This is a genomic window from Microbacterium ginsengisoli, from assembly GCF_000956535.1.
In the GTDB taxonomy this organism is placed as follows: Bacteria; Actinomycetota; Actinomycetes; order Actinomycetales; family Microbacteriaceae; genus Microbacterium; species Microbacterium ginsengisoli.
This window is the reverse complement of the sequence record NZ_JYIY01000058.1, coordinates 12,968-35,597: the sequence shown is the minus strand read 5'-3', so window position 1 is coordinate 35,597 and position 22,630 is coordinate 12,968. Positions and strand designations below refer to the sequence as shown.

The following is a 22,630-nucleotide window of genomic DNA, read 5'->3' as shown; positions in this document are numbered from 1 at the left end:
CGACCGACCGGTCACCGTCGGCATCAACGGCTCCATCACGGCCCACACCTCGTCAGAGATCTCCTGTCGCGTCACCGTTCAAGACTCACCCACCGAGGAGCGGAACCTCTTGATCAACACGCCCTAGCCCCCGAGGTGATCGCCGCGACCCTCGGGGCGCCGCTCGTGATCCTCGACTCGACCGCACCGGGTCAGGTGCTGGCGGCGATCGACGGGGACGCCGAGGCGGGCGGTCTCGCCCAGACGGCCCTCGTCGTCTCGTCGAAGTCCGGATCGACCGTCGAGACCGACTCGGCGCTGCGCGCGTTCGAGGCGGCCTTCGGCGACCTCGGCATCGACCCGGCCGAGCGGATCGTCGTCGTCACCGACCCGGGCTCCCCCCTGCACCAGAGCGCGGATGCCGCGGGCTACCGCGTCTTCGCGGCCGACCCCACGGTCGGCGGCCGGTACTCGGCGCTCACGGCGTTCGGACTGGTCCCCGCCGGCCTCGCCGGCATCGACCTGACCGAGCTGCTCGATGAGGCGGAGGCCACGCTGCTCGAGGTCGCGATCGACGATCCACGCAACCCGGCGCTCGTGCTGGCCGCGGCGATCGCCGCCGGCGACCCGCGTCAGGACAAGCTCGGTCTGATCTCCGACGGCACCCATCTGCAGGGTCTGCCCGACTGGATCGAGCAGCTCGTCGCAGAATCGACCGGCAAGCAGGGCACGGGCATTCTCCCCGTCGTGCTGCTGCCCGTCTCCCCCGAGCTCGAGAGCCGTCCCGCCGACCTGCGCATCGTGCGCTTCGTCGACGAGGCCGACGGCGACCGCCTGTTCGAGCACCATCACGGGGAGATCCTCGTGAGCGGCTCGCTCGGTGCCCAGTTCATCGTCTGGGAGTATGCGACGGCGATCGCCGGTCGCATTCTCGGCATCAACCCGTTCGACCAGCCCGACGTCGAGGCCGCCAAGTCGGCGACGCGCGCGCTGCTGGACGGTGCGCCGGATGCCACGCCCGCGCTGTTCACCGAGAACGGCATCGAGGTGCGCACCACCGACCCGTCGCTCGCGGCCTCCGGCACGGTGGCGGGCACTCTCGACGCTCTGTGGCAGCGCCTCTCACCCGACGGCTACGTCGCCATCCAGGCGTACGTCGACCGACTCGCGTCGCCCCAGCTCGCGGGCCTGCGCGAACTGGTCGCCGCGGATTCCGCGCGCCCCACCACCTTCGGCTGGGGTCCGCGCTTCCTTCACTCGACCGGCCAGTTCCACAAGGGCGGTCCCGCTGTGGGCGTGTTCCTGCAGATCACCGAGTCGACCGACGTCGACGTGGAGATCCCCGGCCGCCCCTTCACCTTCGCCCAGCTCATCGCGGCGCAGGCGGCCGGAGACGCCGCCGTGCTCGCCGAGCACGGGCGTCCGGTCGTGACGCTCACGCTCACGGACGCGCAGGCCGACGTGCTCGCGCTGTTCGAAGCCGCGCAGTAGCGACATCCCTTTCTGTACCCGGAGGACCCCTCACGTGACCGTGACCATCTCGCGCGACCACAATCCGCTGCGCGACCCCGACGATCGTCGCCTCAACCGCATCGCGGGGCCCAGCGCCCTCGTGATCTTCGGCGTGACCGGCGATCTGTCCCGCAAGAAGCTCATGCCCGCCGTCTACGACCTCGCGAACCGCGGTCTGCTTCCCCCGGGGTTCGGCCTCGTCGGGTTCGCTCGCCGCGACTGGGCGGACGAGGACTTCGCTCAGGTCGTCCATGACGCCGTGCGTCAGTACGCCCGCACCGAGTTCCGCGATGAGACATGGCAGCAGCTGCTGCAGGGCATCCGGTTCGTGCAGGGCGAGTTCGACGACCTCGAGGCGTTTCACCGCCTGCGCGAGACCGTCGAGCAGCTCGACGTCGAGCGCGGCACGATGGGCAACCACGCCTACTACCTGTCGATCCCGCCGAAGAACTTCGCCGTGGTCGCGCAGAAGCTGAAGGCCTCCGGCCTCGTGGACGACACGGCCGATGCGCCCGACCGCTGGCGTCGCGTGGTCATCGAGAAGCCATTCGGACACGACCTCGAGTCGGCGCGCGAGCTCAACGAATCACTGCGCAGCGCGTTCCCCGCTGACTCGATCTTCCGCATCGACCACTACCTCGGTAAGGAGACGGTGCAGAACATTCTCGCGCTCCGTTTCGCCAACGAGCTGTACGAGCCGCTGTGGAACCGCAACTACGTCGACCACGTGCAGATCACGATGGCCGAGGACATCGGCGTCGGCGGACGCGCGGGCTACTACGACGGCATCGGCGCGGCGCGCGACGTCATCCAGAACCACCTCCTCCAGCTCCTCGCCCTCACGGCGATGGAGGAGCCGATCACCTTCGACGCAGCGCAGCTGCGCGCCGAGAAGGAGAAGGTGCTGGCGGCGGTCACCCTGCCCGCCGACCTCGCGTCGGCGACGGCCCGCGGCCAGTACGGCGGCGGGTGGCAGGGCGGCGAGCGGGTGCTCGGTTTCCTCGAGGAAGACGGGATGAACCCCGAGTCCACGACGGAGACCTACGCCGCGATCAAGCTCGAGATCAACACGCGGCGTTGGGCCGGCGTGCCGTTCTACCTGCGCACCGGCAAGCGGCTCGGTCGCCGCGTCACCGAGATCGCGGTCGTCTTCAAGACCGCGCCCGAGCACCTGTTCAGTCGCAGCCAGACCTCCGGTCTCGGTCAGAACGCGCTCGTGATCCGCGTGCAGCCCGACGAGGGCGTCACCATCCGCTTCGGATCGAAGGTTCCGGGTGCCGGCACCCAGGTGCGCGACGTCACGATGGACTTCGGCTACGGCCACGCCTTCACCGAGGCGAGCCCCGAGGCCTATGAGCGCCTCATCCTCGACGTGCTCCTCGGCGACCCGCCGCTGTTCCCCCGTCACGAGGAGGTCGAGCTCAGCTGGAAGATCCTCGATCCGATCGAGCAGTTCTGGGCGGCCCAGGGCGGACCGCTCGAGCAGTACAGCCCCGGTTCCTGGGGACCGCCGTCCGCCGACGAACTCCTCACCCGCGATGGACGCACCTGGAGGCGGCCGTGATCATCGATCTCCCCGAGACCACCGTCAGCAAGATCTCGCGGTCGCTCGTCGACGTGCGCGAGGAGGGCGGCGCTGTCGCGCTCGGCCGCGTACTGACCCTCATCATCGTCTCCTCCGGCGGCGTCGCCGAAGAGGCGATCGAAGCCGCGAACGACGCGTCCCGCGAGCACCCGATGCGCGTCATCGTGCTGGTCGCGGAGCCGGACGCCGCCGAGCCCCGTCTCGACGCGCAGATCCGCGTGGGCGGCGACGCCGGTGCGAGCGAGGTCGTGCTGCTTCGCGCCTACGGGGCCGCGGCATCCAATGCGGAAAGCCTCGTGACCGGTCTGCTCCTGCCCGACGCCCCCGTCGTCGCATGGTGGCCGGGACGCACGCCCGGCGACCCGGCCTCGTCGGAGATCGGCAAGATCGCACAGCGTCGCATTACGGATGCCGCCTCCCAGGCGGACCCGGCGGCGGCCGTCGCCCGTCTCGGCGGCAGCTACTCCCCCGGCGACACCGACCTGTCCTGGACGCGACTGACGCGCTGGCGGGAACAGCTGGCCGCCGTGCTCGACCAGCCCCCGTTCGAGAACGTCACGGGCGTCGAGGTACTCGGCGCCGCCGATTCGCCCTCGACGCCGCTGCTCGCAGCCTGGCTGCGACTCGCGCTCGACGTGGACGTCGCCTGGGCGTACCTGCCCGAGAGCGAGTGGGCGTCGGGTATCAAGTCGGTGCGACTGCGGCGGCCCGGCGGCGACATCCTGCTCGAGCGCCCCGAGTCCGCGGTGGCCACCCTCACGCAGCCCGATCAGCCCAGCCACGAGCTCGCGTTCCCCCGCCGCTCGCTGCGCGAGTGCCTGGCCGAGGAGCTCCGTCGCCTCGACGCGGACGTCCTGTATGGTCGAGTGGTCACTGAGGGGCTCGAACTGCTGAGCTCTCCCGCGTCTTAGGAGAAATCGTGGTCGATACCGCCGTCGACAAGCGCGTGGTCGTCCGCGCCACCCCGGCCGAGGTGGCCGCGGCCGTCGCCGAGCGTTTCGTCGCGCGGGTGGCTGCGCGCACGGAGAACCCCGGCAAGCTCGCCCACATCTCCCTGACAGGGGGATCGATGGGTCCGGCGGTCCTCGCGGCCGCCGCGCAGCTTCCGGCAGCGGCAACGGTCGACTGGAGCCGCGTGCATTTCTGGTGGTCGGACGAGCGATTCGTGCCCGCCGGCGATCCGGAGCGCAACGACACTCCGGTCTACCCGGTGTTCTTCGACGCCCTCGAGATCCCCCGCGAGAGCATCCACGCGATCGCGCCGAGCGACAGCGGGCTCGACCTGGATGAGGCATCCCGTGCCTACGCGGCGGAACTCGCTCGCTTCGCGGACCCCGGGGTCGGCGCCTGGCCGAGCTTCGACATCTGCTTCCTGGGCGTCGGACCCGACGGCCACGTGGCATCGCTGTTCCCCGATCGTCCCGAGATCCTCGTGACGGATGCCGCCACCCTCCCGGTGCGCGACTCGCCCAAGCCACCGCCGCTGCGCGTCACGGTGACCCGTCCCGTGATCAACTCGTCGAAGCGGGTCTGGCTCGTCATGACCGGAAGCGAGAAGGCGTCCGCACTCGGCCTCGCCCTCGCGGGCGCGAGCTACGCGAGTGTCCCCGCCGCAGGCGCCAAGGGCCGCAAGCGCACCGTGTTCTTCGTCGATGAGGCCGCCGCCGCCAAGGTGCCTGCGCAGCTCATCGACCGCGAATACTGACGCTCAACGACAACGCCCCGCTCCCGGATCCGGGGCGGGGCGTCGTCGTTCGTGAACGGATGCGGCCGAGTCAGGACTCGCCGCGGCGCTCGCGCAACTGACGCAGCGCGTCATCGAGGATCTGCTCGGCCTCTTCGTCGGAGCGACGCTCCTTCACGTAGGCCAGGTGGGTCTTGTAGGGCTCGGTACGGGCCAGCTCCGGCGGGTTCGCCTTGTCGCGGCCGGCAGGAAGCCCCGAATGCGGCGAGTCGATCGTGTCGGGGATCTCCTCGGGGGCGATACCCGCCGCGAAGTAACGCACGGTCTCGTTGCCCAGCGCGTCCCAGTACGACACCGCGACGCGCTCCGCGTGGTATCCGTGATCCTGCTCGCCCATCGGGCCCGCGCCGACGCGCGTACCCCGGATGGCGTTACCCCCAGCGGCCATGTTGTCCTACAGTCCCGAGTTGAACTTGGTGAGAAGGCCCAGTGCCACGATCGACACGAACCAGACGAGCGCCAGCACGACGGTGAAGCGGTTTAGGTTGCGCTCCGCCAGACCCGACGAACCGAGCGCCGAGCTCATGCCGCCGCCGAACATGTCGGACAGTCCGCCACCGCGGCCCTTGTGGAGCAGGATGAGGAGGGTCAGCAGCAGGCTCGTGATGCCGAGGAGCACCTGGAGCACGAACTCGAGGATCTGCACTTTCGAGACAACCTTTCCGAAGCGACCCGTCGGGACGCACAGACGTTCAGTATAACGGCGCGGTGACGCCCGCCAGGTGGCGGGCGTCACCGTGCGTCGTCGGGGTCAGACCCCGACGTGCTTCTGGAAGCGGATGATCGCCGCGAACTCGTCGGCCACCAGGCTCGCACCGCCGACGAGAGCGCCGTCGACGTCGGGCTCACGCAGGAAGCTGGCGATGTTCGAGGACTTCACCGATCCGCCGTAGAGGATGCGCGTGCGCGCGGCCGCATCGACGCCGAGCGCGTCGGCGATCACCGCACGCAGGGCGGCAGCGACCTCCTGCGCCTGCTCCGGCGTCGCCGCCTGGCCCGAGCCGATCGCCCAGACCGGCTCGTACGCGACGACGATGTCCGCGTCTGCGGACAGCCCCTCGAGTGCGATGCCGAGCTGCTTCACGGGCACGGCAGAGGCGCCGTACTCCTCGAGGTCGGCGGCCGTCTCGCCCACGCAGATCACCGGCACGAGACCGTGGCGCAGGGCCGCCTGGGTCTTGGCGGCCACGATGTCGTCGCCCTCGTGGTGGTACTCACGGCGCTCGGAGTGACCGATGATCACGTACGAGACATCCAGCTTCGCGAGGAACTGGCCCGACACCTCACCGGTGTACGCACCGGAGTCGTGGGTGGAGATGTCCTGCGCGCCGAGCGCGAACGGGATCTTGTCGGCGTCGATGAGGGTCTGCACGGGGCGCAGATCCGTGAAGGGCGGGAAGAGCGCGACCTCGACCGAACCCGACTCGTGCTTCGCGTCGCGCAGCGTCCAGTGGAGCTTCTGCACGAGTGCGACCGCCTGCAGGTGGTCGAGGTTCATCTTCCAGTTGCCCGCGATGAACGGGGTACGGGTCACTGCGCCCATCCGAGCACCTCCAGTCCGGGGAGTTTCTTGCCCTCGAGGAACTCGAGGCTGGCGCCGCCGCCGGTCGAGATGTGACCGAACGCGTCGTCGGAGAAGCCGAGCTGGCGCACGGCCGCGGCGGAGTCGCCACCGCCGACGACACTGAGGCCGTCGACCTCGGTGAGCGCCTGCGCGACGGCCTTCGTGCCGGCCGCGAACGGGGCGAGCTCGAAGACGCCCATCGGGCCGTTCCAGAACACGGTGCGGCTCGACCGGATGAGCTCCGCGAACTGCTCCGCCGTCTTCGGACCGATGTCGAGACCGAGACCCGAGGCCCCGAACGGGGTGTCCTCGAGTGCGTCGGCCGCGGCGACCACATGGTCGGCGTCGCCCGAGAAGGATGCCGCGACCACCGCGTCCACCGGGAGGACGAGCTCGACGCCCAGCTCCTGGGCGCGGGCGATGTAGCCCTTGACCGTCTCGATCTGGTCCTTCTCCAGCAGGCTCGAGCCCACCGGGTGTCCGAGCGCGACGAGGAAGGTGAACAGCATGCCGCCGCCCACGAGCACGCGGTCGACGCGCGGCAGCAGGTGGTCGATGACGCCCAGCTTGTCGCTGACCTTCGAGCCGCCGAGCACGACGGTGTAGGGCCGCTCCGGGTTCTCGGTCAGGCGATCGAGAACCTCGACCTCCTTCTCGATCAGGAAGCCCGCCGCGGACGGCAGCAGCTCGGCGAGGTCATAGACGCTCGCCTGCTTGCGGTGCACGACACCGAAGCCGTCGGAGACGAGCACGTCGCCGAGCGCCGCGAGCTGCTCGGCGAACGCACGACGGGTCGCGTCATCCTTCGCCGTCTCACCGGCGTTGAACCGCAGGTTCTCGAGCACCGCGACGTCACCGTCTGCGAGAGCGGCGACCGCTTCGGCCGCCGACTCCCCCACCGTGTCCTGCGCGAACGCGACCGGCGCTCCCAGCAGTTCGGAGAGACGCTGAGCGACGGGCTGCAGGCTGTAGGCGGGGTCGGGGGCGCCGTCGGGACGTCCCAAGTGGGAGACGACGACGACGCGAGCGCCCTGATCGATAAGGGCGTTGAGGGTCGGCAGCGTGGCCCGCACACGGCCATCGTCCGTGATGACCCCGTCCCGCAGGGGGACATTGAGGTCAGCACGGACGATGGCGCGCTTGCCGGCCAGCGAACCCAGCGATGCGAGGGTGCGCAGGGCCATGACGATTACAGACGCTCGGCGACGTACTCGGTCAGGTCGACGAGGCGGTTCGAGTAGCCCCACTCGTTGTCGTACCAGGACGACACCTTGACCAGGTTGCCCGAGACGTTCGTGAGACCGGCGTCGAACACCGACGAGTGCGGGTCCTGCTGGATGTCGCTGGAGACGATCGGGTCGACGTTGTACTTCAGGATGCCGGCGAGGCGACCCTCGGCCGCCGCCGCCTCGTAGGCGGCGTTGATGGCCTCCTTGGTGAGGCCCTCGGTCGGGGTGATGATCGTCAGGTCGACGATCGAGCCGGTGGGAACCGGCACGCGGTAGGACGAGCCGCTCAGCTTGCCGTTGAGCTCGGGCAGCACGAGGCCGATGGCCTTGGCGGCGCCGGTCGAGGCCGGAACGATGTTGATCGCCGCGGCGCGGGCGCGGTGCAGGTCGCCGTGCGGGCCGTCCTGCAGGTTCTGGTCGGCGGTGTAGGCGTGAGCGGTCATCATGAAGCCGCGCTCGATGCCGAAGTTGTCGTTGAAGACCTTCGCGAGGGGGGCGAGGCAGTTCGTGGTGCACGACGCGTTCGAGATGATGTGCATCGTCTCGGGGTCGTAGAGGTCCTCGTTCACGCCGATGACGAACGTGCCGTCCTCGCCGGTGGCCGGAGCCGAGATGAGCACCTTCTTGGCGCCGCCCTGGATGTGCTTGCGGGCGTCGTCGGCCTTGGTGAAGCGGCCGGTCGACTCGATGACGATCTCCGCGCCGACCTCGCCCCACGGGAGGTTGGCGGGGTCGCGCTCGGCGAACACCTTGATGGCGGTGCCGTTCACGATGACGGAGTCCTCGGTGTACGAGACCTCGGCGTCGAGGCGTCCGCCCACCGAGTCGTACTTGAGCAGGTGGGCGAGGGTCTTGGTGTCGGTGAGGTCGTTCACCGCCACGATGTCGAGGTCCGCACCCTGCGCGAGAGCCGCGCGAAGGTAGTTGCGTCCGATACGGCCGAAGCCGTTGATGCCGATCTTGACAGACACGGTGTCTCCCGTTTTCTCGTCGCGCTGACGCGCATGTTTCCATCCGCGATCGGGTCGCGGAACGGGGTCGGCCCTGGGCGCCGATCCCATGGGAAGAGGATGCCGGAGCCCCCGCCAGAGCGAGGGCTCCGAGGCATCCTCACCTGGTCACGACACTACCAGCAGACCCGCAGTCTTCTCACGGGCGGTGGTGAAGCGCTGCTGCACGTCGGCCCAGTTGGCGATGTTCCAGAACGCCTTCACGTAGTCGGCGCGCACGTTCTTGTAGTCGAGGTAGTACGCGTGCTCCCAGACGTCGAGGAGGAGCAGCGGCACGGTGCCGGCGGCGAACTGCGCCTGCTGGTCGAAGAACTGCTGGATGATCAGGTTCTGACCGATCGAGTCCCAGAACAGACCCGCCCAGCCCGAGCCCTGCACGCCGAGGGCGGCCGCCGAGAAGTGCGCCTGGAACTTGTCGAACGACCCGAAGTGGTCGGTGATGGCCGACTCGAGCTCGCCGGTGGGCTTGTCGCCCCCGTCCGGCGACAGGTTGGTCCAGAAGATCGAGTGGTTGGTGTGTCCGCCGAGGTTGAACGCGAGGTCCTTCTCGAGCTTGTTGACGTAGGCGAAGTCGCCCTTGTCACGCGCTTCGGCGAGCTGCTCGAGGGCGGTGTTGGCTCCCGTGACGTACGCCTGGTGGTGCTTGTCGTGGTGCAGCTGCATGATCGTCGCGCTGATGTGCGGCTCGAGTGCTGCGTAGTCGTAGGGGAGGTCGGGCAGGGAGTACGTTGCCATGTTCTCTTCTTCCGAATCGGCGCCGGCCGTGTCCTCGGCGCGGCGAGGGTGACGAGTTCATCCTATTGAGGGGCAACGACGCCGCACGTCGGGTTGATTCCCGGGATGACGCGGTGTAACCGTTCGCGTGCGGCTCGCGGGGCGCCTCGCGCCCCGGTCGGTCACTCGATGGCGTCGGCGGGCACCGCCGCTTCGGTGCCCGGGACGCCGAGCTGCTCGGCCTTCTTGTCGGCCATCGCGAGCAGGCGGCGGATGCGACCGGCGACGGCGTCCTTCGTGAGCGGCGGGTCGGCGTGGTGGCCGAGCTCGTCGAGGCTCGCGTCCCGATGCGCGAGGCGAAGATCGCCGGCGGAGCGCAGATGCTCGGGCACGTCGTCGCCGAGGAGTTCCAGCGCGCGCTCCACACGCGCGCACGCGGCGACCGCGGCCTGCGCCGAACGGCGCAGATTCGCGTCGTCGAAGTTCACGAGGCGGTTCACGTCGGCGCGCACCTCACGGCGCTGCCGCAGCTGCTCCCACTCCGACGCCGCCTTGCGCGCGCCCATCTCGAAGAGCGCGAGTCGGATCGCGTCGCCCTCGCGGACGACCACGCGGTGCACGCCGCGCACCTCCCGAGCCTTGGACGCGATGCCGATGCGGGCGCCGGCTCCGACGAGCGCCATGGCCGCCTCGGACGACGGGCAGGCGATCTCGAGAGATGCGGACCGACCCGGGTCGGTAAGAGTGCCGGTCGCGAGGAACGCGCCCCGCCACACCGCGGCGAGGTCACCGCGGCTGCCGGTCGTCAGCTTGTTGGGAAGCCCGCGCACGGGACGTCGACGTTGGTCCAGGAGCCCGGTCTGGCGTGCGAGTGTCTCCCCCTGATCGATGACCCGCACGGCCACGGCGATCCCGGTGCGCCCACCCGACGCCTGCACGTGCGCCAGCTCGGGCCGCACGCCGTAGATCTCGGCGAGTTCGCGGGCGACGCGGCGCGCGAGGCGCTCGGAATCAACCTCGGCCTCCACCGCGACCCGGCCGGCGATGGAGTGCAGTCCCCCCGCGAACCGCAGCAGTGCGGTGAGCTCCGCGACCCTCGCCGTCGGGCGGGGGTCACGCAGCGAGACGAGTTCGGACTTCACATCGACCGTCAGCGGCACGGCACTCCTTCTGGGCTCGAGAACGACGTTCCAGCCTACTCGCGACCGAGGTCGCGGTGCGCCACGCGTGTCGTCACGCCCGGGACGTCGTCGAGGCGCTGGGCGATCTCGCGAGCCATGACGACCGAGCGGTGCTTTCCCCCGGTGCATCCGATCGCCACCGTCGAATGCCTTTTGTTCTCACGCTGGTACCCCTCGAGCACGGGGCGCAATGCTGCCGTGTAGGCGTCGAGGAACTCGCGCGCACCGGGCTGGGAGAGCACGTAGTCCCGCACCGACTCGTCCTCCCCGGTGAGGGAGCGGAGGTCCTCGACCCAGAACGGGTTGGGCAGAAAGCGCATGTCGGCGACGAGGTCGGCATCGGCCGGGAGCCCGTACTTGAAGCCGAAGCTCATCACCGTCACGGAGTGCCGCGCCGCACCGGACTCGGCGAAGAGGTCGGCGATCTTCGTCGTGAGCTGATGCACGTTCGAGTGCGAGGTGTCGACCACGAGGTCGGCGCTCTCCCTCACCCGGGACAGGCGCGCGCGCTCGCGACGGATTCCGTCGACCAGCGTGCCGTCCCCCTGCAGCGGATGCGGGCGACGCACAGCCTCGAACCGGCGTACGAGCACATCGTCCGACGCATCCAGGAACATGACGCGCAGGTGGCGGGCATCACGCAGCGATCGCGTGACCTCGGGCAGGCGCTCGAAGAGGTCGCGCCCGCGCACATCGAGCACGACGGCGACCCGCGGAACCGCCTCCTGAGCGAGCTCGGACAGCTCGAGCATCGGCTTGATCATCTGGGGCGGGAGGTTGTCGACGACATACCACCCGAGATCCTCGAGCGCGTTGGCGACGGTCGAGCGCCCGGCACCGGACATCCCGGTGACGACCAGCACTTCGCCGGTCACACCCGGTGCCGTCTGGTCCATCCGCGCCTCCCCGTCGTCTCCACCCTATCGAGCGATGAGGCGGGAATGGACGGCCGCGGCGAGCTTCGGCCCGATGCCGGGCAGGTGTGCGATCTCCTCGGGGCTCGCGGCGCGGAGAGCGGTGACCGAGCCGAAGTGTCGCAGCAGCGCCTTGATGCGCGCGTCGCCGAGGCCGGGCACTTCGGCGAGCACCGTGGTGATGTCGCGCTTGCGGCGCTTTCGCTGGTGGGTGATCGCGAACCGGTGGGCCTCGTCGCGCAGGCGCTGCACGAGGTAGAGAGCCTCCGATGTACGGGGCAGGATGACCGGGTACTCCTCTCCGGGCAGCCACACCTCTTCGAGGCGCTTGGCGATGCCGCAGAGGGCGATCTCGCTGTGGCCGCTGTCCCGAAGGGCCCGTTCCGCCGCCGCGACCTGAGGTCTGCCGCCGTCGACGATGAGCAGCTGGGGACGGTAGGCGAATCGGGGCTTCTGCCGCGTCACGACGACATCCTCGCCCTGGTCGGTCGCCTCGGGCACGGAGTCGTCGGGAGCGTCGTCGACGTGCGCGAGCCGGCGAGTGAGCACCTGGTAGATGGAGTCGGTGTCGTCGGATGTCTCGGCGATGCCGAACGAGCGGTACTGGTCTTTGCGCGGCAAGCCGTCCTCGAACACGACCATGGATGCGACGACGTTGGTGCCGGACAGGTGGGAGACGTCGTAGCACTCGATCCGCAACGGCGCCTCAGCGAGTCCGAGCGCCTCCTGCAGATCGGTGAGCGCCTGTGTGCGTGCGACGTAGTCGCTCGAGCGCCGGGTCTTGTGGAGCAGCAGCGCCTGTTGGGCGTTGATCGTCGCCGTGCGCATGAGGTCGGCCTTCGGGCCGCGCTGCGCGATGCCGACGGTCACGTTCTTCCCGCGCCGCTCGCGCAGCCACGCCTCGAGGTCGGCGGCGTCGTCGGGCAACTGCGGCACGAGCACCTGGCGCGGGATGTCCGCGGCATCCGCGCCGCCGTAGGTGCGCTGCAGCACCTGGTCGACGAGCTCGGCGCCCGCGATGTCGAGTTCTTTCTCGATGGTCGTCGCGCGCACCCCGCGTACACGACCGCCGCGGATCACGAAGTGCTGCACCGCCGCCGCGAGCTCGTCCTCGGCGATGCCGAACAGATCGGCGTCGGTGTCGTCGCTGAGCACGAGCGCGCTCTTGCCGAGCACCGCCTCGACCGCGCTGAGGCGGTCACGGTAGACGGCGGCCGACTCGTAGTCCATGGCTGCCGCGGCCTCGCGCATGCGCGCGGTGAGCTGGCGGGTGACCCGCTGATCACCACCGGCCATGAAGGCGACGAAGTCGTCGACGATCGCACGGTGCTCCTCGATGCTCACCCGCATCGAGCACGGGCCGCCGCAGCGCCCGATCTGCCCGGGGAAGCACGGGCGACCCGTCGCCATGGCCTTCTTGTAGGAGGCATCCGAGCACGTGCGGATCGGGAAGACCTTGATCATGAGGTCGATGACCTCGTGCACCGCCCACACCTTGGGGTAGGGACCGAAGTACTTCGCACCGCGGATCTTGCGGTTGCGGGTGACGATCACCCGCGGCGCCTCGTCGGCGAGGGTGATGGCCATGTAGGGGTAGGACTTGTCGTCCTTGTAGCGCACGTTGAAGGGCGGCGTGAACTCCTGAATCCACATGTACTCGAGCTGCAGGGCCTCGACGTCGCTGGAGACGACGGTCCATTCGACGCTCGCCGCCGTGGTGACCATGCGCCGCGTGCGCTCGTGCAGGGTGTGCAGCGGCGCGAAGTAGTTCGACAGGCGCGCGCGCAGGTTCTTCGCCTTGCCGACGTACAGGATGCGCCCCTGGGCGTCGCGGAACCGGTAGACGCCCGGGGTCGTCGGGATCTCGCCCTGCTTCGGGCGATAGGGCAGATCGGATGCCACGTCAGCTCGCCTTGCGCTCCGCGTCCTGTTCGAGGATCTCGGCGAGGAAGGCGCCGGTGTGGCTGCCCTCGGCGCGCGCGACCTGCTCCGGCGTGCCCGTGGCGATGATCTGGCCGCCGCCGGAGCCACCCTCGGGTCCGAGGTCGATGATCCAGTCCGAGGACTTGATGACGTCGAGGTTGTGCTCGATGACGATGACGGTGTTGCCCTTGTCCACGAGGCCGCCGAGCACCTCGAGCAGTCGGCGGACGTCCTCGAAGTGCAGGCCGGTCGTCGGCTCGTCGAGCACGTAGATGCTGCGACCGTTGCTGCGTCGCTGCAACTCGGTCGCCAGTTTCACGCGCTGCGCCTCGCCGCCCGAGAGCGTCGTCGCGGACTGGCCGAGCCGCACGTAGCCCAGGCCCACGTCGACGAGGGTGCGCAGGTAGCGATGGATCGCCTGGATCGGCTCGAAGAAGTCGGCCGCCTCGGCGATCGGCATCTCCAGCACCTCGGCGATGTTGCGCCCCTTGTAGTGCACGCTCAGCGTGTCGCGGTTGTAGCGCTTGCCGTGGCAGACCTCGCAGTCGACGTAGACGTCGGGCAGGAAGTTCATCTCGATCTTGATCGTGCCGTCACCGGAGCACGCCTCGCAGCGCCCGCCCTTGACGTTGAACGAGAAGCGTCCCGGCTGGTAGCCGCGGGCCTTCGCCTCGGGGGTCTCGCTGAAGAGCGTGCGGATGCGGTCGAACACCCCGGTGTAGGTCGCAGGGTTCGAGCGCGGAGTGCGGCCGATGGGCGCCTGATCGACGTGCACGACCTTGTCGAGGTTGTCGAGCCCGGTCACCCGTGTGTGCTTGCCCGGGACCGTGCGCGCGCCGTTGAGCTTCTGGGCGAGCACCTCGTACAGGATGTCGTTCACGAGCGACGACTTGCCCGACCCGCTCACGCCGGTGACGGCCGTGAGCACCCCGAGCGGGAAGTCGGCCGTCACATTGCGCAGGTTGTTCTCCCGCGCCCCGACCACGCTGAGCATGCGCTTCTTGTCGATCTTGCGGCGCTTCTCGGGCGTCGGGATCGCCCGGCGGCCGGAGAGGTAGTCGCCGGTGAGGGATGCCTCGTCGCCCAGGAGTTGCGCAAGCGGACCCGAGTGCACGACATGCCCGCCGTCGACGCCGGCGCGGGGACCGATGTCGACGATCCAGTCGGCGGCGTGGATGGTCTCCTCGTCATGCTCGACGACGATGAGCGTGTTGCCGAGGCTCTTGAGGGTGAGGAGCGTCTCGATGAGACGCCGGTTGTCGCGCTGGTGAAGACCGATCGACGGCTCGTCGAGGACGTAGAGCACACCGGTCAGCCCCGACCCGATCTGGGTCGCGAGCCGGATGCGCTGCGCCTCGCCGCCGGAGAGGGAGCCGGCCGAACGGCTGAGGTTGAGGTAGGTGAGCCCGACCTGGATGAGGAAGTCGAGTCGAGCACGGATCTCGCGCAGCACCGCGGCCGCGATCTTCGCCTCGCGGTCGGTGAGCTCGAGGTCGGCGAAGAACGCCTGCGCGTCGGAGAGGCTGAGCCGGGATGCGTCGGCGATCGAGCTGCCGTGGACGAGCACGGCGAGCACCTCGGGCTTGAGACGGTCGCCGTTGCAGACCGGGCACGGCACCTCCCGCAGGAACTCCGACCACCGCTGTCGCTGCGTGTCGGACTCCGCCTGCACGTACTGGCGCTCGATGTAGGGCGCGACGCCCTCGAAGCCGGACGAGTAGCGCATCTCACGGCCGTAGCGGTTGCGGAACTTGACGGTCACCTTGTAGTTCTCACCGCGCAGCACCGCCTCTCGCACGTCGGGCGTCAGCTTCTTCCACGGGGTGTCGAGTGAGAAGCCGAGGTCGTCGGCGAGCCCCTCGAGCAGTCGCTCGTAGTACTGGAACAGCCCCTTGCCCTGCGTCGTCCACGGGATGATGACACCCTCGCGGATCGAGAGCTCCTCGTCGCCGAGCATGAGCTCGGGGTCGACGGACATGCGGGTGCCGAGGCCGGAGCACGCCGGGCAGGCACCGAACGGGGCGTTGAACGAGAAGGTTCGCGGCTCGATCTCGGTGAGCTGCAGGGGGTGGCCGTTCGGACAGGCGAGCTTCTCAGAGAAGGACTGCCATGCGGCATCCCCCTCTTCGTCGACGAAGTTGATCTGCACGACGCCGCCGGCGAGCCCGAGGGCCGTCTCGACCGAGTCGGTGACCCGGCTGAGGATGTCGGGCGAGGCGACGAGGCGGTCGACGACCACCGCGATGTCGTGCTTGTAGCTCTTCTTCAGCGTCGGCGGCTCGGAGAGCTGCACGAGGTCGCCGTCGACGACCGCGCGCGCGTAGCCCTTGGCCGAGAGCTCCTTGAAGAGGTCGACGAACTCGCCCTTCTTCTGGGTCACGACCGGAGCGACGATCTGGTAGCGGGTGCGCTCGGGCAGTTCCATCAGCTGGTCGGCGATCTGCTGCACGGTCTGGCGTTGGATCTGCTCGCCGCACTCGGGGCAGTGAGGGACTCCGATGCGCGCCCAGAGCAGACGCATGTAGTCGTGGATCTCGGTGATCGTGCCGACGGTCGAGCGCGGGTTGCGGTTCGTCGACTTCTGATCGATCGAGACAGCGGGACTCAGGCCCTCGATGAAATCGACGTCGGGTCGGTCGACCTGACCGAGGAACTGGCGGGCGTAGGCGCTCAGCGACTCGACGTAGCGACGCTGGCCCTCGGCGAAGATCGTGTCGAACGCGAGGCTCGACTTGCCCGAGCCCGAGAGCCCGGTGAAGACCACGAGCGCATCGCGCGGGATGTCGAGGTCGACGTTCTTGAGGTTGTGCACGCGGGCGCCGCGCACGGTGAGCGTGGAGGTGTGGGGGCCGAGGTTGGACACGGGGACGATGGGCACCCGTCAAGTGTAGGAGCGACCTCCGACACCGGCTCCGCGCGGATCACGCGGTGGGCTTGGCCCCGGCGAACCGGGCGAGCGCGTCGCGGAGGGCGACCGCCTCATCGACCGTGAGCCCGGTGCGTGCGAGCACCTGCGCGGGCACCTCGAGGGCCTGTGCACGAAGGGCGCGCCCGGTGTCCGTCACCGCGATGTCGAGCGTGCGCTCGTCACCCGGACGCCGCGTGCGGACGAGAAGCCCCTGCGCCTCGAGTCGCTTGACGAGGGGGGACACCGTCGCCGGTTCGAGCGCGAGCGCGGCGGCGAGCTCGCCGAGGGAGCGCGGATCGCGCTCCCACAGCGCGAGCATGACGAGGTACTGGGGGTGGGTCAGCCCGAGCGGCTCGAGCACCGGACGGTACGCCTGCACGATGGTGCGGGCGGCTGTGACGGCGGCGAAGCACAGCTGGTTCTCCAGCGCGAGGATGTCGGTGGTGGTCACTCTCTCCGCTTTCCTTAGTACACTAACTATTATGCCACGAAAGAAAAGGCGCCCCCCGCTGCGCGACCGTGTGAACGCCGCGGGCGGATGGTACGCCTTCGTGAACGCCGCGCTCGTCCGCGCCGCCGGACCGGCCGCCGTCGGACCCTACACCGACGACGAGCCGCCCGCCCGCGACATCCAGCCCTGCCCGCTGTGCCGCCAGCCGATGCGCGATCACCGCATCGACCGCAACGGACCCAAACCGCTGCTGCGCTGCCCCTGATCGCGGCCGAGCAGGGCGGACGCGACCGGGATGTGCATCGAGAGCATGGGCCATCACCCGCAGATCAGGCGTGACCGGCCTTCTCCATCGCCCGCAGCTCGCGCTTGAGCTCCTGCACCTCGTCGCGCAGCCGCGCCGCCAGCTCGAACTTCAGCTCGGATGCTGCCGCGAGCATCTGATCGCTCAGATCCGAGATCGTCGACTCGAGCTGGGCCGCCCCCTCTGCCGCGATTCCCTCGCGCCGAAGGTTGGGCGTCGGCGCCTTGCCGCGACCCTGATCGCGGCCGCCGCGGGCGAGCATCGCCTTGGTGTCCGCCCCTTCCCGGGCGAGTGCGTCGGTGATGTCGGCGATCTTCTTGCGCAGTGGCTGCGGATCGATGCCCCTCTCCGTGTTGTACGCGACCTGCAGTTCGCGACGACGGGCGGTCTCATCGATCGCCGAGCGCATCGAGTCGGTGACTGTATCGGCGTACATGTGCACCTCCCCCGAGACGTTGCGGGCCGCGCGCCCGATCGTCTGGATGAGCGAGGTGCCGCTGCGAAGGAAGCCTTCTTTGTCGGCGTCAAGGATCGCCACGAGAGAGACCTCGGGGAGGTCGAGACCCTCGCGCAGCAGGTTGATGCCGACAAGCACGTCGTAGACGCCGGCGCGGAGCTCGGTGAGCAGCTCGACGCGCCGCAACGTGTCGACATCGGAGTGCAGATAGCGCACGCGCACACCGTGCTCGCCGAGGAAGTCGGTCAACTCCTCCGCCATCTTCTTCGTGAGCGTGGTCACCAGCACGCGCTCGTCGCGCTCGACCCGCAGACGGATCTGCTCCAGCAGATCGTCGATCTGCCCCTTCGACGGCTTCACGACGATCTCGGGATCCACGAGACCGGTCGGCCGGATGATCTGCTCGACGACGCCATCGGCGATGCCCATCTCATAGCGACCGGGCGTGGCCGAGAGATACACGGTCTGGCCGATCCGCCCCTTGAACTCATCCCACCTCAGCGGCCGGTTGTCGAGGGCGCTCGGCAGGCGGAACCCGTGCTCGACGAGTGTGCGCTTGCGCGAGGCATCCCCCTCGTACATCGCACCGATCTGGGGAACCGTCACGTGCGATTCATCGATGACGAGGAGGAAGTCGTCGGGGAAGAAGTCGAGCAGCGTGTGCGGCGGCTCGCCCGCCTCACGCTGGTCGAGATGACGCGAGTAGTTCTCGATGCCCGAGCAGAAGCCGAGCTGCTGCAGCATCTCGAGATCGAACGTCGTGCGCATGCGCAGGCGCTGCGCCTCGAGGAGCTTGTTCTGCTTCTCGAGCTCGGCGAGCCGATCGGTCAGCTCGTCTTCGATCGTGCCGATCGCACGCTGCACGACGTCGGCGCCCGCCACGTAGTGCGATGCCGGGAAGATGGGCACCGAGTCGAGCTTCTGCACCACGTCGCCGGTGAGCGGATGCAGCATGTAGAGCGCCTCGATCTCGTCGCCGAACAGCTCGATGCGGATCGCGTACTCCTCGTAGACCGGGATGATCTCGATGGTGTCGCCGCGCACCCGGAAGTTGCCCCGCGAGAAGTCGACGTCATTGCGGTTGTACTGCATCGCGATGAACTGTCGGATCAGGGCGTCACGGTCGTATCGCTCCCCCACCTGCAGCGCGACCATCGCGCGCAGATATTCCTCGGGGGCACCGAGACCGTAGATGCACGACACCGTGGAGACCACGATGACATCACGGCGCGACAGCAGCGAGTTGGTGGTGGAGTGCCGCAGCCGCTCCACCTCCGCGTTGATCGAGCTGTCCTTCTCGATGAAGGTGTCGGTCTGCGGGACGTAGGCCTCGGGCTGGTAGTAGTCGTAGTACGAGACGAAGTACTCGACCGCGTTGTGCGGCATGAGTTCGCGGAACTCGTTCGCGAGCTGCGCCGCCAAGGTCTTGTTGTGGGCGAGGACGAGCGTCGGTCGCTGCACCTGCTCGATCAACCACGCCGTGGTCGCGGACTTGCCGGTTCCGGTGGCGCCCAGCAGCACGATGTCGGTCTCCCCCGCGTTGATGCGGGCCGCGAGATCGGCGATCGCCTGAGGCTGGTCGCCCGACGGCTCGTACTCGGAGACGACCTCGAAGGGTCGGACGGAACGTGTGGTCTGCACGTCTCCAGGGTAGGCGCGGCCGCCGACATCGGGGCGTGGTCCGGCCACCGGCCGACGGGGTCAGCCGCGTAGCCGGCTCCAGAGGGCGTCCACCTGGGCGATCGTCTCCCCCACTGTGCCGCTCGTGTCGATGACGTCGTCGGCGATCGCGAGCCGGGCCTCATCGGAGACCTGCGACGCGATGCGCGCACGGGCATCGTCGGGCGAGAGCCCCCGAAGCTCGACCAGGCGCTGCTCGCGCAGAGCCGCCGGAGCGTGCGCCACGACGATGCGCTCCCACGGATCGTCGACGCGGGCCTCGACGAGCAGCGGCACGTCGTAGACCACGACCGCGGCGGGGTCCTCGGCGAAGGCCGCGGCGAACCGCGCCGCAGACTCCGCGCGCACAGCCGGATGCACGATCGCATTCAACCGGGCGAGCGCGGAACGGTCGCCGAACACCCGTGCGCCGAGCGCGGGGCGGTCGAGCGCTCCGGACGCATCCAGCACATCGGCGCCGAATTCATCGGCGATGCGGGCGAGCACCGCGCTCCCCGGCGCCTGCACCTCGCGCACCAGTGCGTCGGCATCGACGACGACCGCGCCGTGCTCCCGCAGCCGCGCGGCGATCGTGGACTTCCCCGAGGCGATACCGCCGGTCAGCGCGATGAGTGGCATGTCACGAGCATGGCACGGGCCGCGGCATCCGCCGTCCTACTCCGCCCCACCGGCGTCGTCGACGCCCGCGAACATCACCGACGAATCCGGCATGGTCGGCGCCTTGCGCGCCGCCGCGCGGGCCCCCGCGACCAGACGCTCGGTGTCGTAGCCGATCGTCTCGCTCAACGCGACGCCGACACCGACCACGGGGAGCACACCCTGGCCGCTGCGACCGAGGGCATCGAACAGCGCTCGGTGCGCACCCACCGCGACCCGGCGCACGGCCATCGGATCGGGAGCGAGCACCGTGAACAGCAGGCCGGGATCGTCGTCCTCGCCGATCAGAGAGGCGAGCGGCGCGTGCCGACGCACACCATCCCGCAGCAGGTGCAGCGCGCTCGTGCGAACCTCCTCGCCGAACGCGTCGCCGATGCGACGCAGATCGTCGATGCGCACCGAGATCACGGCGACGAGTCGCCCCTCCCACCTCGCGCGCTCGAGCAGATCGTCGAGAGCGCGCAAGAACGTCGGGTACAGGAACACACCGTCGCCGGCGATGCCGCTGTCGGACACCCACCCGTATCCGCGCAGCTGACTGCGGCTCGCGCGGAGCACGGAGGTCACGACGACGGCGACGATCGTCAGGGTGACCGTCAGGACGCTCGTCGAGATCGTTCCGAACCCCACCCGGAACAGATCCGAGTCGGGTCCCGACGCGACGAACACGACGGTGCGCGCGACGTAGTACGCGGACTGGATGCCGAGCACGACCGCCAGCGAGACGGATGACCGCAGCCGCCCGACCGGTCGCCGTCGCATCTCGACGGCTCCGAGTGCGGCGAACCCCGCGATGTTCACGAACATCGCGAAGGCGCCCGCCCAGTCCCCTCCAGCCGGACCGCGCACGATCACCGCCGCCGCGCTCACCGCGACGCACAGTGCGACCAGCAGCACGGGTCCGCGTACGGCCCTCTGGTTGAACGCCCGGGCGCCGAGCCACATGCAGCCCGCGGAGGACACGAACAGGGCGTTGCCGATGGCGATCGGCACGAACCCGCCGACGCCGACCGCCCAGACCAGGTAGGCCGTGCTCGTGCCGATGCCGGAGAGGAAGGCGATCGCCCAGAACGCGCCGACCGCCTCGTCGCGGCGCAGCAGCGTCTCGGAGACGAACAGGATGCCGGCGACCGCGACGACGAGCGCGGTCATGACCGAGACACTGGCCAGATCGAGGGTCATGCGTGCAACTCGCGATCGCCCTGACCTCGAGGCTGGGCGGGAAGCCGGACGGTGAAGGTCGATCCCGTCCCCGGGGCGCTCCGCACGGTGATGTCGCCCCCGTGGGCGCGCACGATGTCCCGGCTGATCGACAGTCCGAGCCCGGAGCCCTCGACATCGCGCCTCGCCCGGAAGTACTGCTCGAACAGACGACGCTGGTCCTCGGCGGAGATGCCGACGCCCGTGTCCTGCACGTCGATGAAGGTCGAGGTGCCATCCGACGACGTGCGCACGGCGATGCTGCCGCCATCGACGTTGTACTTCACCGCGTTGCTGACGAGGTTGTCGACCACCTGCCGGATGCGCGCGGCATCCGCCCAGGCGCTCGCCGGCAGCACGTCTGTCGCGTCGATGGAGATCGACGTGTAGGCCGCCCGGGCGCGCCACGCCTCGGCCGCCTGCTGCACGAGCTCGGCCACGTCGATCTGCTTCGGCGAGATGGTGAGGTCGATGGATCCGCGCGAGGTGCTCGACGCGGCGAGGATGTCCGCGATGATCTCCAGCAGACGCTCGCCGTTCTTGGCGGCGACGTCGAGATCGCGGGCGGCGTCGTCGGGCCGGTCGAGGTGGTCGATGGCGAGGTCGATGTATCCGAGCACAGAGGTGAGGGGCGTGCGCAGCTCGTGCGAGATCGACGACACGAGTCGATCGCGCGCCCGGAGTGCAGTGAGCTCGGCGGTGACGTCGCGCGCGACGATGACGCACCCGGCGGGCGCGCCGTCACCCGAGCGCAGCTGGCGCGCCGTCATCGACAGCGCCGTTCGCGGCTGGTCGGGGGGACCGAACCAGATGACCTCGTTCTCGAACAGCTCGCCGCGCAGCGCGCGCCGCAGCGGGCGGTCCGGCTCCTCGATGAGGGTGACGCCGTCGGCCGCGTAGGCGTCCCCGATCGGACGATCGAGGCGACCGAAGCCGGGGATCGAGCGTTGGATGCGCCCGAGCGCCTCGTTGAAGACCGAGACCTCGCCGTCCGCGGTGATGCGGATCACGCCGAAGTCGACGGCATCGAGCACGTCGGTCATCAGCTCCTCGTGGCCCTGTGCGCGCGACAGCGCACCCGACAGCAGCGCGGTCTGCTTGTCCAGCAGCACGCGCTGGGCGCGGTAGCGGCGGCTGCTCACGTAGCTCGTCACCCCGATGGCGACGATGACGGCGGCCGGGAGCAGGTAGCTCACCGCGCTGCCGGACGCTCCCGCCAGCGCGATGATCGCCCCGAACTCGACGAGCACGAGTGCTGCGGCCGTGAGGAACGCGGTGAGACCGAGGGTTGCCATCCACATCACCGGGAACGCCCACAGCAGCTCGATCCCGAGCAGGTGCTGCTCGGAGCGCGCGAGGCCGATCGCGACGATGTCTGCGAGTGGGATCACGTAGACCCACGCACGAGCGATCCGCGCCCACGGCACCACCAGGGTCGCCGCTCCCCCGGCCAGCACGATCACCGTCGCGACGAGGAGGAGTGAGTGGTCGGCCGCACGGTCGGTGACCGCGACCGCCAGTACGATCACGACCAGGATCACGCACAGCAGCAGCTGGTTGAGCATCGCCACCCGACCGCGAAGGTCGGCGTCACGATCCTCGGTGGCGGCCATTCGAC

At 69.4% G+C, this 22,630-nt stretch carries 19 protein-coding genes and 1 pseudogene; 5 read left to right on the top strand and 15 right to left on the bottom strand.

What is annotated here, in order from left to right:
* Positions 1-120 precede the first annotated feature (120 nt).
* From RR49_RS02900 to pgl, 4 genes and pseudogenes are all read left to right on the top strand, one after another.
* Positions 121-1,470, top strand: a pseudogene (locus tag RR49_RS02900) (glucose-6-phosphate isomerase); the annotation flags it as partial.
* 34 nt (positions 1,471-1,504) lie between these two features.
* A complete protein-coding gene (gene zwf, locus RR49_RS02895; protein WP_045246556.1) occupies positions 1,505-3,055 on the top strand; it encodes a glucose-6-phosphate dehydrogenase in 1,551 nt (516 codons plus the stop codon).
* Positions 3,052-3,987: a glucose-6-phosphate dehydrogenase assembly protein OpcA gene (locus RR49_RS02890; RefSeq protein WP_045246554.1), complete on the top strand. Its 936-nt coding sequence runs from the start codon at positions 3,052-3,054 to the stop codon at positions 3,985-3,987. The genes zwf and RR49_RS02890 overlap by 4 nt, the downstream gene beginning before the upstream one ends.
* A gap of 8 nt (positions 3,988-3,995) precedes the next feature.
* Positions 3,996-4,781, top strand: coding sequence for a 6-phosphogluconolactonase (gene pgl / locus RR49_RS02885; protein ID WP_048809358.1), 786 nt, complete (start codon positions 3,996-3,998; stop codon positions 4,779-4,781).
* A gap of 70 nt (positions 4,782-4,851) precedes the next feature.
* Here the strand turns inward: pgl and RR49_RS02880 are convergent, their stop codons facing one another.
* From RR49_RS02880 to RR49_RS02830, 11 genes are all read right to left on the bottom strand, one after another.
* A complete protein-coding gene (locus tag RR49_RS02880; protein WP_045246550.1) occupies positions 4,852-5,208 on the bottom strand; it encodes an RNA polymerase-binding protein RbpA in 357 nt (118 codons plus the stop codon).
* Positions 5,209-5,214: 6 nt separating this feature from the next.
* Positions 5,215-5,466, bottom strand: a complete 252-nt coding sequence (secG, locus tag RR49_RS02875; RefSeq protein ID WP_045246548.1) for a preprotein translocase subunit SecG — start codon at positions 5,464-5,466, stop codon at positions 5,215-5,217.
* Between the two features lie 105 nt (positions 5,467-5,571).
* Entirely contained in the window at positions 5,572-6,363 is a 792-nt protein-coding gene (gene tpiA / locus RR49_RS02870) for a triose-phosphate isomerase (protein ID WP_045246546.1), read from the bottom strand.
* Positions 6,351-7,568, bottom strand: coding sequence for a phosphoglycerate kinase (locus tag RR49_RS02865; protein WP_045246544.1), 1,218 nt, complete (start codon positions 7,566-7,568; stop codon positions 6,351-6,353). The genes tpiA and RR49_RS02865 overlap by 13 nt, the downstream gene beginning before the upstream one ends.
* A gap of 5 nt (positions 7,569-7,573) precedes the next feature.
* Positions 7,574-8,584 (bottom strand): type I glyceraldehyde-3-phosphate dehydrogenase, encoded by a 1,011-nt coding sequence (gap, locus tag RR49_RS02860; protein ID WP_045246543.1) that lies wholly within the window; start codon positions 8,582-8,584, stop codon positions 7,574-7,576.
* 147 nt (positions 8,585-8,731) lie between these two features.
* Complete coding sequence (locus RR49_RS02855) at positions 8,732-9,358, bottom strand: superoxide dismutase (protein ID WP_045246541.1); 627 nt, start codon at positions 9,356-9,358, stop codon at positions 8,732-8,734.
* Between the two features lie 161 nt (positions 9,359-9,519).
* The gene (gene whiA / locus RR49_RS02850) at positions 9,520-10,497 is read right to left on the bottom strand and encodes a DNA-binding protein WhiA (RefSeq protein ID WP_045246539.1); all 978 of its coding nucleotides are present in this window, start codon (positions 10,495-10,497) and stop codon (positions 9,520-9,522) included.
* Between the two features lie 35 nt (positions 10,498-10,532).
* Positions 10,533-11,414 carry an RNase adapter RapZ gene (gene rapZ, locus RR49_RS02845; RefSeq protein WP_045246537.1) on the bottom strand — a complete coding sequence of 294 codons (882 nt, stop codon included), beginning with the start codon at positions 11,412-11,414 and terminating at the stop codon, positions 10,533-10,535.
* Between the two features lie 24 nt (positions 11,415-11,438).
* Positions 11,439-13,334, bottom strand: a complete 1,896-nt coding sequence (uvrC, locus tag RR49_RS02840) for an excinuclease ABC subunit UvrC (RefSeq protein WP_045246535.1) — start codon at positions 13,332-13,334, stop codon at positions 11,439-11,441.
* Between the two features lies 1 nt (position 13,335).
* A complete protein-coding gene (gene uvrA / locus RR49_RS02835; RefSeq protein ID WP_045246533.1) occupies positions 13,336-16,233 on the bottom strand; it encodes an excinuclease ABC subunit UvrA in 2,898 nt (965 codons plus the stop codon).
* A gap of 43 nt (positions 16,234-16,276) precedes the next feature.
* On the bottom strand, positions 16,277-16,714 hold the full coding sequence (locus RR49_RS02830) for a MarR family winged helix-turn-helix transcriptional regulator (RefSeq protein ID WP_045246531.1): 438 nt from the start codon (positions 16,712-16,714) through the stop codon (positions 16,277-16,279).
* A gap of 31 nt (positions 16,715-16,745) precedes the next feature.
* Here RR49_RS02830 and RR49_RS02825 point away from each other — a divergent pair, with 31 nt between their 5' ends.
* Positions 16,746-16,979 (top strand): hypothetical protein, encoded by a 234-nt coding sequence (locus tag RR49_RS02825; RefSeq protein WP_045246529.1) that lies wholly within the window; start codon positions 16,746-16,748, stop codon positions 16,977-16,979.
* Between the two features lie 64 nt (positions 16,980-17,043).
* Here RR49_RS02825 and uvrB read toward each other — a convergent pair whose 3' ends face one another.
* Genes uvrB through RR49_RS02805 form a run of 4 tightly spaced genes read right to left on the bottom strand, consistent with a single transcriptional unit; the run spans position 17,044 to position 22,625 of the window.
* Positions 17,044-19,116, bottom strand: coding sequence for an excinuclease ABC subunit UvrB (uvrB, locus tag RR49_RS02820; protein ID WP_045246528.1), 2,073 nt, complete (start codon positions 19,114-19,116; stop codon positions 17,044-17,046).
* A gap of 60 nt (positions 19,117-19,176) precedes the next feature.
* Complete coding sequence (coaE, locus tag RR49_RS02815; RefSeq protein WP_045246526.1) at positions 19,177-19,773, bottom strand: dephospho-CoA kinase; 597 nt, start codon at positions 19,771-19,773, stop codon at positions 19,177-19,179.
* Between the two features lie 36 nt (positions 19,774-19,809).
* Positions 19,810-20,994, bottom strand: coding sequence for a nucleotidyl cyclase domain-containing protein (locus tag RR49_RS02810; protein ID WP_045246524.1), 1,185 nt, complete (start codon positions 20,992-20,994; stop codon positions 19,810-19,812).
* Positions 20,991-22,625, bottom strand: a complete 1,635-nt coding sequence (locus tag RR49_RS02805) for a sensor histidine kinase (protein ID WP_045246522.1) — start codon at positions 22,623-22,625, stop codon at positions 20,991-20,993. Before RR49_RS02805 ends, RR49_RS02810 begins: the two co-directional genes overlap by 4 nt.
* Between the last annotated feature and the right edge of the window lie 5 nt (positions 22,626-22,630).